Source organism: Nocardia ignorata NBRC 108230 (assembly GCF_001612905.1).
In the GTDB taxonomy this organism is placed as follows: Bacteria; Actinomycetota; Actinomycetes; order Mycobacteriales; family Mycobacteriaceae; genus Nocardia; species Nocardia ignorata.
The window spans coordinates 27,640-40,369 of record NZ_BDBI01000021.1 but is presented as its reverse complement, the minus strand read 5'-3'; the positions used below and the strand labels follow the sequence as shown (position 1 = coordinate 40,369).

The following is a 12,730-nucleotide window of genomic DNA, read 5'->3' as shown; positions in this document are numbered from 1 at the left end:
AGCCGACGAGCCCGTCCACCGGGCGCACCATGGCACAGTTCACAATCACGCGAGCTGTGCGATGGGCTCGATCAGAACGAGGGGACGTCGCTCGTGGAGGCGTTGCCGCCGATCGAGGGCTGCAGGGTGATCTCCCACTCGGTGTCGGCGTCGAACACGTCGTCGAACTTCGAGAATTCCTGATCCCGGGTGAAGCCGAGTGCGGCCTGGTCCCAGTCGGTTCCGTACTTCATGTAGACGAAGTAGGAGCCGGCGATGCCGCTCAGCGTGGCGTTGGAGTTGCCCTGCACGTAGATCGTGGCCTGCGGCGACTTCGGGTCGCTGCTGGTGACGACGATCGCGCAGTCGGAGGAATTGCCGTTGACGATCTTCAGCTCCCCCGACCCGTTGAGGCCGTTCTGCTGGACGACGGCGCCGTTGTCGGCCCGGCGGTTCTGCAGCGGGGCGGCGACGGTGCTCGAGGTCGAGGTGGACCCCTGACCGGTCGGTGCGGACTTCGTGTCGTCCAGGCAGGCGCTCGTGGCGAGCGCGGTAGCAATGGCGATCACGGCGAACAGGCGGCGGTGAAGCATTCTTCCCCCGTACTCAGGACCGGAATTCGATACCGGTGTCGGCGCACAGTATTGCGCGAAATGCCGGAATTGTCAGATCGCCTGTCGGCGTTGCCGGTTCACTCCTGGGCATATGCGAGCAGGTCCTTACGTCCTCTAACGTTGCGGGGTGCTAGGACATTCACACGCGACCAGTGGGGCGCTGGCCTGGGCGGGGACCGCCGCGGCGCTGCCGCTCACCGTCGCCGCCTTCCCCCTGTTCGACAGCGAGACAACACGATTCGGCGTCGCCGAGCTGATCATGGGCACCTTCCTCACCGCGGGCGCGGCCCTGCTACCGGACGCGGATCACCCGAGCGGGACCATCTCGCACGTGCTCGGGCCGGTGTCACATCACCTGTGCCGCTTCATCTCCTGGGTGTCGGGCGGGCACCGGCACGGCACGCATTCGCTGTTGTTCGTCGCGGGTGCGGTGGGCGCCACCTGGGCCGGTGAGCACTGGCTCGGCAGGCCGTTCACCTTGAGTCTGGTCTTCTTCCTGCTCGCGCTGGCGGTGCGGTCGTTGCACCTGTGTCCGCCGGGCAAGAGTGTGCGCACGTACGGCACGGTGATCGTGCTGGCCAGCGCGGGCACCTTCGCGGTGGACCACTGGATCGTCGACCGGCCGGCCTGGTTGCCGATCTGCGTCGGCCTCGGCTGCCTCGCGCACCTGCTCGGCGACTGTCTCACCGAGCGCGGCTGCCGGCTGCTGTGGCCGTTCCCGCTGCGCACCCGGGTGCCGCTGATCGACCGCACCGGCAACCGGGTGGAGACCTGGGTCATCTCACCGTTGTTCGTGCTCGGCACGATGGGCGCGCTCTGGTACGCGATCACCCAGCAGGGTTGATCGCGCAAGGACGGCGGAACCCCTCACCCCGCCGTCCTTGCCCGTTCTTTTCCTCGGTGTCCCAGCGAGGCTTATATAGTTAGATGCGCATATCGCGCTGATCTAATGCCTTGTGCTGGAGCACGGAACCCGACCGACGAGTCCGGTCAGATCTCCCGAAGCATCCCCGAATCCGCCGCGTTTCAGTGCACAGTTGTACTCTCAAAAGCGTGACCGAGCAACTCCCCCAGTCCCAGGCCGAAGTCCAGGCGCTCGCCCGCCTGGCGGGCGACGAGTTCGTCGGCGCGGTCGACGGGATCGCGGCCATCCACCGCGCCATCAGCGATCGGGTGTTCACCGCCGTGCGCGCGGGTGTCGGGTCGGCTGCGGACCCGGTGAAGGTCGTGCACGACGCCATCACCGAGAGCGTGTACGCGGTCGTCGGCGGCACCGGCTACGTCGTCGGCGAGATGGCGAGCGCGGTACAGGTGCCCGGCCTGCCCGCGCCCTCACGCACCGTCTGGGGCGCGGGCTTCCTCGCGGCCGTCCAGGGACTGATCGGCGACGCGCTCGAGGACGACGCACCGATCCTCGCCTCCCCCATGACCATTCGTGTCGACGGAGCCCCGGTCCCGGCCGAACAACTGGCCGCGCACGTTCCCGTGCCGACCACGAAGCTCGTCGTCCTGCTGCACGGGCTGGTCGAGACCGAACACGCCTGGCGTCTGGGCGGCAGGCCGACCTACGGCGAACGCCTCGAAGACGACCTCGGCTACACCCCGGTCTTCGTGCGCTACAACACCGGCCTGCACATCTCCGAGAACGCCGCGCTACTCGACGCCCTGCTGACCCGGCTGGTCGAGCAGTGGCCGCTCCCGGTCCACGAGATCTGCCTGATCGGGCACTCCATGGGCGGGCTGGTCGCGCGCAGCGCCTGCCACCGGGCCGAGCAGAGCGACGCCGTCTGGGCGCGTTCGGTGCGACAGGTGGTGTGCCTCGGCTCGCCGCATCTGGGCGCCCCGCTCGAACAGTTCGTGCACTACGCGGCCGCGGTGCTCGACCGACTGCCGGAGACCCGCCCGCTGAGCACCCTGCTGCGCAGGCGAAGTGCGGGTATCCGCGATCTGCGCCAGGGCTCCCTCGTCGACGAGGACTGGCGCGACCGGGACGTCGACGCGCTGCGGGCCGAGGCGGTGCGCGAGGTACCGCTGCTGGCCGGTGCCGACCACTACTTCGTCACCGCGACCGTCACCCACAGTCCGAAGCATCCGCTCGGGATGGTGGTCGGCGACGGGATGGTGTTGCGCGGCAGCGGTTCCGGGTTCGGGCGGAGCAGGCGCATCGGTTTCGACAGCGGCAACGGGTTGCACGTACCGGGCGCCAACCATTTCAGCCTGCTCAATCACGACGCCGTCTACACCGCACTGCACGGATGGTTGTCGGGGACGCCCCACCATCCGGTTCAGCTCGATACGCTGGGGTCATGACTCTCGACCACGGCGATCCCGGCGACGCACCGGCCATTCCGCTGCCCACCGCTCCCCTGGCCAACGACGCGCGGCCGTCCGCCGCCGAGGAGGCCAGAACGATTGCGGCCGCGTCCAATACCGGCACTCTGGCCAGCCTGACCGCCGACGGCGCGCCGTGGGCGTCGTTCATCACCTACGGGCTGCTCGACGGCGCTCCCGTGCTGAGCGTGTCGCACCTGGCCGAGCACGGACGCAATCTGGCCGCCGATCCGCGCGCCAGCATCGCGATCGTGACGCCGGACATGCCCGCCGATCCCCTGGCGGGCACGCGCATCACCCTGGCCGGTGTGGTGGAGCGGCCGATTGGTGCCGAGGCCGAGGCGGCCCGCGCCGCGCACCTGGCCGCGGTGCCCGCGGCCAAGTACTACATCGACTACAGCGATTTCACGCTGTGGGTGCTGCGGGTCGAACGAGTGCGCTGGGTCGGCGGCTACGGCCGGATGGAGTCCGCGACTGCCGCGCAGTACCTGGCCGCGCGACCGGACCCGATCATGCCGCAGGCGGCGCCCGGCATCACCCACCTCAACGCCGACCACGCCGACGCCCTGCTCGCCATGGCCACCCAGCTCGGCGGCTTCCCCGATGCCACGGCCGCGAGCTGCGAACGGGCCGACCGCTACGGTCTCGAACTGCGGGTCGAGACACCGCGCGGAGTGGCCCGCACCCGCGTCGGCTATGCCGAACCGCTCACCGAGATCGGTCAGTTGCGAGCCGCGACAGTGGAGTTGACGCGCCGGGCGCGGGCGATGGCCGGTCAGGTCTCGTAACCGGTCAGTTCCAGAGCACGGCGACCAGCACGTTGACGATGGCGAGTCCGCCCGCGGCATCGGTCATCCAGCCGACCTGCTTGCCGCGCTTGGCATCGGCCCGGCCGACTTCGGCGAACCCGGCCACCGCGATCGAGATGACGAGTTTCACGGCCAGTTTCGTCGTGTCGGGTTCCTTGTCCAGCGATTCGACGCCGGAGGCGAGACCCGCGAGGATCACGCCGGTGACGAGCTGGGCGCGGGCGCCCCACACCATCAGTTCCGAGACCACCGGGCGCGACGCGACATACCCACCGACCACCGCGGCCATGCCGAGCAGATGGGTGACGACCACCAGGTCGTAAACGAATTCCATGACTGCCGAGGGTAGTTCACACGACAATGGCCGGCACCCGATGGCGCCGGCCATTGTGGACGAATGCGGCTAGCGGGTGGCCTGGTCGAGCAGGTGCGCGTCCTTGCGCATCCCGAACGCCGTGACGACCTCCATGATGCCGATGACGATCAGGAAGATACCGACGACGAGAACCAGCGTGGCGAGGGAGCTGATCGGCCAGACGATCAGGATCACACCGGCGATCGCGCTCAGCACACCGTAGAAGATCTGCCAGCCGCGGCCCGGGATGCTCGGTTCCGAGATCGCCGCGAAAAGCACGGTGATGCCGCGGAACAACCAGCCGATGCCGATCCACAAGCCGAGCAACACGATCGAGGTGAGGTCGTCTCGGAAGCAGAACACACCGATGATCAGCGACAGCACACCGCTGATGAACGAGAGCACCCGCAGGCTCGTACTCGGCAGATGAGTGAATGCGGCGACCAGCTGGAAGATACCGCTGGCAACCATATAAATACCGAAGAGCACGCCCGCGACGAGCAATGACGGACCGGGCCATACGAGCACGATGATGCCGAGGACCACCGCGAGAAGACCGGTGACCAGAATTGTTTGCCAGGTTTTCTTGGCAAGCGCGGTAAATGGGCTCTCCAACACGGTATTTGTCGTCATGACGAGATGTTATGCCCGTCAGCTCTCATTCCCTGGAAAGTTGCTGAAGCTGTGATCGTGTCGCAGCACACAACCCGACGCCGAACGGCCGGGACGCGGCGCGCGGTGACGAGCGACACCTCATTGCCACTGCGAACGTTTGGCGAGTTCCGGTCCCGGGTAGGTGATGGGAGTGTCGGTTGTACTCGTGCTGCAAGCTCGTGGACTCGGTGATCTGCTCGCCGCGGTCCCGGCTCTGCGTGCCCTGCGCCGGGCCGAGCCAGGCAGCCGGATCGTGCTGGCCGCGCCCCATCGCCTCGAACAGATCGTCGACCTGATCTCCTCGGTCGACGAACTCGTCGCCACCGCCGATCCGGCGGCCCTGATCTGGGACGGGCCCGCGCCCGAGCTGGCGGTGAATCTGCACGGCCCCGACGGTGCGAGCGCGCGAGCGCTGGCCGATACCGGCGCCAAGCGGATCATCGGGCACCGGACGCCGGGCCTGCCCCGGCTCACCGGGCCGCGCTGGGATCCCGAGGCCCATGTGGCGGATCGGTGGTGTCAGTTGCTCGAGAGCGAGGGCATCACCGCCGACCGGCGCAATCTCGGGCTGGTCCCCCCTGTTGCCTCCATCAGCCGTCGCGACTGCGTCGTGGTGCATGTCGGCGCCGGTGCGCCCGCGCGCCGCTGGCCGCCGGAACGGTTCGCCGCGGTGGTGCGGCACCTGATGGTCCTCGGCCGCGACGTGGTGCTCACCGGCGATCCGTTCGAACGCGACATCGCCGTGCAGGTGGCCGCGCAGGCCGGCCTGCCCGACGACCGGGTGCTCGCGGGCAGGCAGAACCTCACCGATCTCGCCGCCACCGTGGCCGGTGCCGCCCTCGTGATCTGCGGCGATACCGGCGTCGCGCATCTGGCCACCGCTTTCGGCACCCGGACCGTGCTGCTGTTCGGGCCCACTCCGCCGCGTCGTGGCGGTCCGCCCGCGCATCTGCTCGGCAGGCACGCGGTGCTGTGGGCGGGGCAGGTCGGCGATCCCGATGCCCGCACCCCTGATCCCGGCCTGTTGCGCATCGGAGTGCCCGAGGTGATCGCCGCGGTCGACGCGCAGCTCGACAAGCAGGATTGGGCCGAGTCGAGTCGCTCACGTTATCGCCGGGTGGGCTGACCGGCGGGCGGTACCGCAGTGGTCGGCTGACCGGCAGCGCGCAGCGCGGCGGCATGGGCGGCGAGTGCGCTAGGCCAGAACTGTTCGAGGTAGTCGCGTGCGTCGTTGAGGCCGCGCGGATCCAGTGAGTACAGGTGGCGGTTGCCGTCGCGGCGCATGCTCACCAGGTGCGCTTCGCGCAGGATGCGCAGGTGCTGGGAGGCGGCCGAGCTGGTGATACCGGTGGCCTCGGCCAGCTCGGCGACCGAGCGTGGACCCTGCGGCAGCGACTCGAAGATCGCGCGCCGGGTCGCGTCGGATAACGCGGTGATTGCCCGAACTCCGTTAGCGTCCACTGAACAAGTGTGCGCGGATAACGCCTGGTCGGCAACGATCTTGTGGTCACGGTATTTCACCCGGTCGCTCCCGGGAATTCGCGCTTTCGAGACGCGATTGTTATAGATCAACTGGGGTTATAGCCGCTCGTGATGGCAGCCACAGGATTCGCCGCGTCGGTTACAAATTGGCTACCTTCGAGACATGTTCGTGACCAACCCGTTATCCGCCCGAATCTCCGACGCCTTCGCAGGTCGTCTGGGAGGCGTTGTCGCGGGTGCGGTGGCCCTGTCCGCACTCGTGGGAACGTCCGCCGCCGCCTTCAGCGGCCCCGAGACCCCTACCACCACCGCCGTCGCGGCGTCTTCGGCAGACGCCCTCGGCGTTTCGCAGGCCCGCTTCACCTCCGCCACCGCGCCCGAGGCGCAGGCCGAGACCCCCGCCGCACCGGTGGCCTGGGAAGAGCACCGCGAGGCCATCCAGGCCGCGCTGCCGCCGCTGCCCTTCATCGCGCCGCCCCCGCCGCCGCGCCCGCAGACCGTTCGACCGGTCAACGGCCGCCTGACCTCCTACTACGGTCCCCGCTGGGGTGCCGCGCACAACGGCATCGACTTCGGTGACCCGATCGGTGCGCCGGTCTTCGCCGTCACCGACGGTACCGTCATCGAGACCGGCCCGGCTTCCGGGTTCGGCCTGTGGGTCCGCGTCCAGCAGGACGACGGCACCATCGGCGTGTTCGGTCACGTCAACGAGATCCTGGTCCAGCCGGGCCAGCACGTGAACGCCGGCGACGTCATCGCCACCGTCGGTAACCGTGGCCAGTCCACCGGCCCCCACCTGCACTACGAGGTGCACGTGCCGGACGGCTCGCTCTACGGCGCCCCGATCGACCCGCACCCGTGGCTCGCCGCGCGCGGTATCGACGTCGGTGTTCCGCAGGACTGATCCTCACCACCCACTGATCGCCGCCCGACCGGCGATCAGGAAATCCCGAAGCCGCGCGGCCGCGAGCGTCGACCCATGGTCTCCCGAGACCAGGCCGATCTCGCGGTCGCGTTCGCCATCGATGCGCACCACGGCCAGGTCGGGGTGCGGTGTCTCGGCGGGTGGGAGCAGCGCCACTCCGAGCCCCAGCGCGACGAGCGCGCGCAGCGTCTCGAACTCGGTGATCTCGAACAGCACGCGTGGAGTGAACCCCGCTGCGGCGCACCAGGAATCGAGCAGGGCTCGCAGCTGATAGCTCGGCGGGTTGGCGATGAACGCCGCATCGGCGAGCTCGGTCAGCGCCACCCGCGAGCGCCCCGCCAGCGGGTGGGTTCGGGCCACGTGCAGATCGATGCGCTGGCGCCCGAGGACGACCGTCGGCAGGTCGTCGGGCGGCGGGATCATCACCGCCAGATCGAGCCTGCCGTCGCGAACCTGCTCCGCCAGCGCCTCACCGTGGGCTTGCACCAGGTGCAGGCGGATGCCGGGCGCACGGGTATGGAACTGGGCGAGCAACGCGGGGACACTGATCGGTCCGAGGGTGAGCGGGAATCCGAACCGAACCAGACCGGTCTCCGGGTCGGCGTCGGCCCGCACGCGGCGCACGGCGTCGTCGAGCGCGCGCAGCACGCCGCGCGTTCGTTCGTGCAGGTCGCGACCCTGAGGCGTGAGCGTCACGCCGCGCCCCGACGGCTGGAACAGGGACACTCCGAGATGCTGTTCGAGTGACTTGATCCGGCGGCTCAGTGACGACTGGGGCATTCCGAGACGCTGCGCCGCGCGGGTGAAGTTGCCCTCCTCGGCGGCCGCGTCGAAGGCCGCGAGCAAGGGCGCGACGGCCTGCGCGCCGTATTCATCCATATCCGGATCATATGCTCGGCGATTCCGTATTGGACGGATCGGTAGTGGTGGCCCGACGATGGCGGTACACGGCTATCGGGAGGTTCGACATGGATGCCAGGACACACGAATCCGGTTGCGGGGACGACATTCTCGACGCGGTGCTGATCGGTGGCGGCGTCATGTCGGCCACCCTCGGCGCGCTGCTGAGCGCCCTTGCTCCGGACTGGTCGATCGCGCTGTTCGAGCGACTCGGGGAACCGGCGGGCGAGAGTTCTGGTGCGTGGAACAACGCGGGCACCGGGCACTCGGGGCTGTGCGAGCTCAACTACATGCCCGACCCGGACGACGCGAGCAAGGCCGCGGGGATCGCCGAGCAGTTCGCCCTGTCGCGGCGGTTCTGGTCGGCGCTGGCCGCACGCGGCGCGTTCCCCGGCCCGGACGCTGCCCATCCGTCGGCCGAGCGCGGTCCCCTCGGGGCCTTCCTGACCTCGACACCGCACGTGACGGTGGTCTTCGGCGACCGCGATATCGCTTACCTGCGGCGCCGCTGGGCCACCCTGCGCGAGCTGCCGGCCTTCGCCGAGATGGAGTACACCGAGGATCGCGCGGTGATCGGTGCGTGGGCGCCGCTGCTGGTGCGTGGACGGGCCGATGACGAACCGATGGCGGCGACCCGGCACACCGGCGGCACCGATATCGACTTCGGCGCCCTCACCAGGGCGTTGCTGGCGACGATGACCGAGGCGGGTAATCCGGTGCGGCTGCATCGCGAGATCACCGGCCTGCGGCGTGGCGCCGACGGGCTGTGGACCGTGCGTGGGCGCGATCTGGATTCCGGGCGGACGTTCGTGGTTCGCACCCGGTTCGTGTTCGTCGGCGCGGGCGGTTACGCGTTGCGGCTGCTGCAGCGGGCCCGGCTGCCCGAAGTGCGCGGGTACGCGGTGCTGCCGATGGGCGCACAGTTCCTGCGGACCCGCGAGCCCGAAGTGGTGGCCGAGCATGCCGCGAAGGTGTACAGCCAGGCCTCGCTCGGTGCACCGCCGATGTCGGTGCCGCATCTGGATCGGCGGGAGGTCGACGGGTCGGCCGCGTTGATGTTCGGCCCGTACGCCACTTTCAGCACCCGGCTGCTGCGCCACGGGTCGCTCACCGACCTGTTCACCACCGTGCGCCCGCACAATGTGGTGCCACTGTTGTCCGCGTGCTTGCGAAATCTGCACCTCGGGCGCTATCTGCTCGGTCAGCTCCTGGCTTCGCGTCGGGACAAGTTCGCCGAGCTGCAGCGGTTCTATCCCACCGCCGACGCCGCCGACTGGGAGCTGATCCAGGCCGGTCAGCGCGCGCAGCTGGTGAAACCCGACGGGCGCTTCGACGGGGAACTCCAGTTCGGTACCGAACTCGTCACCGGGGCCGACGGCACCATCGCCGGTCTGCTCGGCGCCTCCCCCGGCGCCTCCATCGCCCCCGACATCATGCGCGATCTGCTCGATCGCTGCTTTCCCGCGCGACGCCACGAGTGGGCGCCGTTGCTCACCGAGCTCCTGCCGGACGCCCCGGAAACGAATTCGGCGGGGATTCCGTTGGCCACTGTGCTCTCCCTTGTCGCCCAACAGATTTCGCTGAACGATGCCTCCCGCGACAGCTGACACTCCGGCAACCGCGCGCCCTGGAATGGTCACCGCGCCGAAGGTTTGCTCGGGGGTGAGGCGCGCACCGAGTTCTAGGGGTGGTCCCACGGGTGAGCCAGGGGTGAGGTCGGCATAGTACGGCGGTAGGGGTACCCGGACCGTTCCGCAGCGGGAGGTGCTGGGGCGCACGGCATTTCTACCGTCGGGACATGGCGACGATCGACCTCACCCAGCCCCTTTCCCGCTTCCGGTTCCAGACCGGGCCGAGGAGCGCGCAGGCACCCTGGCACGGCCCGCTGTTGGTCAATTCGGCCTTGATGTCCGCGCTGGTCGTGGTGTCGATGATCGGCATGGTCGTCGACGACCGGTTGCTGCTCGGTGAATCGGTGTGGCTCAAACCCGCGAAGTTCGGTTTCGCGTTCGCCGTCTACGGCATGACGCTGGCCTGGATACTGCGGTTGCCGCATCGGGGGCGGCGGGCCACCTGGTGGCTCGGCACCGTCTTCGCGGTCACCGGGGTCCTCGACGTCGGGTTCATCGCCGTGCAGGCGGCGCGCGGGACCTTCAGCCATTTCAATACCGCCACCGACCCGGTCAACCAGATCGGCCAGCAGGTATTCGCCTCCGGTGTACCCGGCCTATTTCTGGCCAATCTCGTTCTGGTGGTGATCATCTCGTGGCAGAAGCTCACCGATCGTCCGACCGCGATCGCCTTGAAGGCCGGATTGTGGCTGGCGGTGGCAGGCATGATGCTCGGGTATCTGATGGGCTTCACCGGCGCGCAGCTGGTACGTCAGACCGACGGCACCGTGATCGGGTTGATGGCGGGGCACACGGTCGTGCCGGGCTCCCCCGCCGACGCCGCCCGGGACGGGCTCGGCCCGATGCCGATCACCCACTGGAGTACCACCGGTGGCGATCTGCGGATCCCGCATTTCGTCGGACTGCACGGCATCCAGGTGCTGCTGGTCCTGGCCGTCGCGCTGACCGCGCTCGCCGCCCGCTATCGGTGGCTGCGCACCGAGCGCACTCGTGCCGCACTGATCGGCGTCGCCGCCATGGGTTACGCCGGACTGCTCACTCTCGTGTTCTGGCAGGCACTGCGCGGTCAGCCGCTGACCGGTCCGGATCTGGCGACGGTCGGCGCGACGCTCGGGCTGATCGGGTTCGTCGCCGCCGGTGTCACGGCGATCTACCTGCGCTCCCGCGAGACACCGGCCGACCCGGCCTAGCCACTGTCAGCGCAGGCGTTCGGCTTCCTTGGTCAGCTGCACGAGCGTCGCACTCAACTGCGCCAGCTCGGCCTGATCCGCGCCCTCGGCCACGGCCGTCGCCACGTCCTCGGCCGCGCACCGCGCCGCGAACCACCGGTCGGCCAGATCGGCGGCCTCCTGGGCGGTGAGCACCACCGCGTCCTCGGGAATCCCCGTCCCCTTGAGACTCGTGCGGTGTTCGTAGGCACGTTGCCGACACGACTGACGGCAATAGCGGCGACGCCGACCCGATTCGGAATCGACGATCTCCCGCCCGCACCACGAGCAGGACAGCAGGCGACTGCGCGACATGCTGCGAAACCCTAGCGGCCCGACGACCGATCCGGCGGTTCAGGTCTCGCTGAGCGGGCACTCCCCCAGTGGGTCCGACGGCCACCCTGGCCGTAGCGACTACAATGGAACAGTTCAGTCTTCCCGCGCGTTGAACGGTAGTACCACGTACCGGTTGTCGGCCGCCTCGATCTGGACTGACCAGAGGGTGCGGGGAACAGGCCGACAACCACGCGGCGCCAGCCGCCAAAGACACAGGAGCACACATGGCAGATCGCGTACTCCGGGGCAGTCGGCTCGGAGCGGTGAGCTACGAGACCGATCGCGACCATGACCTGGCCCCGCGCCGGATCGCCCGCTACCGCACCGACAACGGTGAGGAATTCGACGTCCCGTTCGCCGACGACGCGGAGATCCCGCCCACCTGGTTGTGCCGTAACGGCCAGGAGGGGCAGCTCATGGAGGGCACCTCGGTCGAAACCAAGAAGGTGAAGCCGCCGCGTACTCACTGGGACATGCTGCTGGAGCGTCGCAGCAAGGAGGAGCTCGAGGAGCTGCTCAAGGAGCGCCTCGACCTGCTCAAGTCCCGCCGCCGCGGCTAGCACAGGCGACAACGGCGAAGGCCGCCTCCCCTCGGGAAGGCGGCCTTCGCCGTTTCATCTCGTCAGTGACTGGCCACCTTTCGGTACTGCAGCAACGCCGCGGGCATGGCGACGGCCAGGATGACCAGCGAGCAGATCACCGCGTAGAGGATGCAGTTGTCGGCTGCCCAGCCGGTGGCCGGGGCGAACGACGGCGGCGCGGAGTTGTCGAACAGTTTGCGCCCGGCGGCCGAGACGGCGGTGATCGGATTCCATTCGGCGATGGTGCGCAGCGGACCGGGCAGGGTTTCGGCGGAGATGAACGCCGAGGAGATGAACGACAGCGGGAACATCCAGATCAGGCCCGCGCTCTGCGCTACCTCGACGGTCGGCGAGATGAGCCCGGTCAGCGCGCCGACCCAGGACATGGCGAAGGCGAACAGCAGGATGATGGCGAAGGCGAGCGCGGCGTCGGCGATGCTGCCGTTGATCCGCCAGCCGACGATGTACCCGCAGATCACCATCACCCCCAGGCTCGCGACATTGACCACCAGGTCGGACAGTGTGCGGCCCATCAGCACCGCGAGCCGCGACATCGGCAGCGTTCGCATCCGGTCGATGATCCCCTTCTGCAGGTCACCGGCCAGCCCGACCGTGGTGAACGCGGCATTGAACGCCACGGTCTGGGTGAAGATGCCCGCGAGCAGGAACTCGCGGTACTGGTCGCCGCCGAGGGACGCGCCGAAGATATAGGCGAAGAGGAACACGAACATCAGCGGCTGGATGGTCGCGGTCACCAGCAGCGTCGGCACCCGCAGGATGGTGAGCAGGTTGCGGTAGGCCACGATCGCGCTGTCGCGCAGGAACCGGGCACGCGGCGGGGTCTGGTCGGCGGCAGCGGGCCGCGAGGCGCCAGGGGTGATGGGCATTTCGCGGGTGTCGTTGTCCGCCTCGACGTCGGGGGCCA

Annotated in this window: 15 protein-coding genes; 8 read left to right on the top strand and 7 right to left on the bottom strand. The window is 68.9% G+C overall.

Translation table 11 applies throughout. The features are described from left to right. Window positions 1-71: 71 nt before the first annotated feature. Window positions 72-572 (bottom strand): hypothetical protein, encoded by a 501-nt coding sequence (locus NI2_RS18020; RefSeq protein WP_067492225.1) that lies wholly within the window; start codon window positions 570-572, stop codon window positions 72-74. 148 nt (window positions 573-720) lie between these two features. Here NI2_RS18020 and NI2_RS18015 point away from each other — a divergent pair, with 148 nt between their 5' ends. The 3 genes from NI2_RS18015 (at window position 721) to NI2_RS18005 (ending at window position 3,712) form a co-directional block, all read left to right on the top strand. Then, on the top strand, window positions 721-1,437 hold the full coding sequence (locus tag NI2_RS18015) for a metal-dependent hydrolase (protein WP_067492224.1): 717 nt from the start codon (window positions 721-723) through the stop codon (window positions 1,435-1,437). A gap of 209 nt (window positions 1,438-1,646) precedes the next feature. Next, window positions 1,647-2,903, top strand: a complete 1,257-nt coding sequence (locus tag NI2_RS18010; RefSeq protein WP_067492223.1) for a lipase family alpha/beta hydrolase — start codon at window positions 1,647-1,649, stop codon at window positions 2,901-2,903. After that, entirely contained in the window at window positions 2,900-3,712 is an 813-nt protein-coding gene (locus NI2_RS18005; protein ID WP_067492222.1) for a HugZ family pyridoxamine 5'-phosphate oxidase, read from the top strand. The genes NI2_RS18010 and NI2_RS18005 overlap by 4 nt, the downstream gene beginning before the upstream one ends. A gap of 4 nt (window positions 3,713-3,716) precedes the next feature. Here the strand turns inward: NI2_RS18005 and NI2_RS18000 are convergent, their stop codons facing one another. Both NI2_RS18000 and NI2_RS17995 read right to left on the bottom strand, forming a co-directional pair. Next, complete coding sequence (locus tag NI2_RS18000) at window positions 3,717-4,067, bottom strand: hypothetical protein (protein ID WP_067492221.1); 351 nt, start codon at window positions 4,065-4,067, stop codon at window positions 3,717-3,719. A 69-nt stretch (window positions 4,068-4,136) separates the two neighbouring features. After that, window positions 4,137-4,721: an HdeD family acid-resistance protein gene (locus NI2_RS17995; protein ID WP_067492220.1), complete on the bottom strand. Its 585-nt coding sequence runs from the start codon at window positions 4,719-4,721 to the stop codon at window positions 4,137-4,139. A gap of 166 nt (window positions 4,722-4,887) precedes the next feature. Here NI2_RS17995 and NI2_RS17990 point away from each other — a divergent pair, with 166 nt between their 5' ends. Continuing rightward, the gene (locus tag NI2_RS17990; RefSeq protein WP_067492219.1) at window positions 4,888-5,868 is read left to right on the top strand and encodes a glycosyltransferase family 9 protein; all 981 of its coding nucleotides are present in this window, start codon (window positions 4,888-4,890) and stop codon (window positions 5,866-5,868) included. Here the strand turns inward: NI2_RS17990 and NI2_RS17985 are convergent. Further along, entirely contained in the window at window positions 5,850-6,203 is a 354-nt protein-coding gene (locus NI2_RS17985) for an ArsR/SmtB family transcription factor (protein WP_067492218.1), read from the bottom strand. The two genes, NI2_RS17990 and NI2_RS17985, sit on opposite strands and share 19 nt — an antisense overlap. 184 nt (window positions 6,204-6,387) lie before the next feature. On the opposite strand from NI2_RS17985, the gene NI2_RS17980 reads away from it, so the two are divergent. Beyond that, window positions 6,388-7,128, top strand: coding sequence for a M23 family metallopeptidase (locus tag NI2_RS17980; protein WP_067492217.1), 741 nt, complete (start codon window positions 6,388-6,390; stop codon window positions 7,126-7,128). 3 nt (window positions 7,129-7,131) lie between these two features. On the opposite strand, the gene NI2_RS17975 is transcribed toward NI2_RS17980, so the two are convergent. Next, entirely contained in the window at window positions 7,132-8,028 is an 897-nt protein-coding gene (locus tag NI2_RS17975; RefSeq protein ID WP_067492216.1) for a LysR family transcriptional regulator, read from the bottom strand. A gap of 89 nt (window positions 8,029-8,117) precedes the next feature. On the opposite strand from NI2_RS17975, the gene mqo reads away from it, so the two are divergent. Further along, a complete protein-coding gene (mqo, locus tag NI2_RS17970; protein WP_067492215.1) occupies window positions 8,118-9,656 on the top strand; it encodes a malate dehydrogenase (quinone) in 1,539 nt (512 codons plus the stop codon). 191 nt (window positions 9,657-9,847) lie between these two features. Beyond that, window positions 9,848-10,870, top strand: coding sequence for a hypothetical protein (locus NI2_RS17965; protein ID WP_067492214.1), 1,023 nt, complete (start codon window positions 9,848-9,850; stop codon window positions 10,868-10,870). A gap of 6 nt (window positions 10,871-10,876) precedes the next feature. Here NI2_RS17965 and NI2_RS17960 read toward each other — a convergent pair whose 3' ends face one another. Beyond that, window positions 10,877-11,203, bottom strand: coding sequence for a hypothetical protein (locus NI2_RS17960; RefSeq protein ID WP_067492213.1), 327 nt, complete (start codon window positions 11,201-11,203; stop codon window positions 10,877-10,879). 245 nt (window positions 11,204-11,448) lie between these two features. Between NI2_RS17960 and NI2_RS17955 the strand changes: the two genes are divergently transcribed. Beyond that, the gene (locus tag NI2_RS17955) at window positions 11,449-11,784 is read left to right on the top strand and encodes an RNA polymerase-binding protein RbpA (RefSeq protein ID WP_067492212.1); all 336 of its coding nucleotides are present in this window, start codon (window positions 11,449-11,451) and stop codon (window positions 11,782-11,784) included. A 62-nt stretch (window positions 11,785-11,846) separates the two neighbouring features. Here NI2_RS17955 and NI2_RS17950 read toward each other — a convergent pair whose 3' ends face one another. Then, on the bottom strand, window positions 11,847-12,692 hold the full coding sequence (locus NI2_RS17950) for an ABC transporter permease (protein ID WP_371851988.1): 846 nt from the start codon (window positions 12,690-12,692) through the stop codon (window positions 11,847-11,849). Window positions 12,693-12,730: the final 38 nt, after the last annotated feature.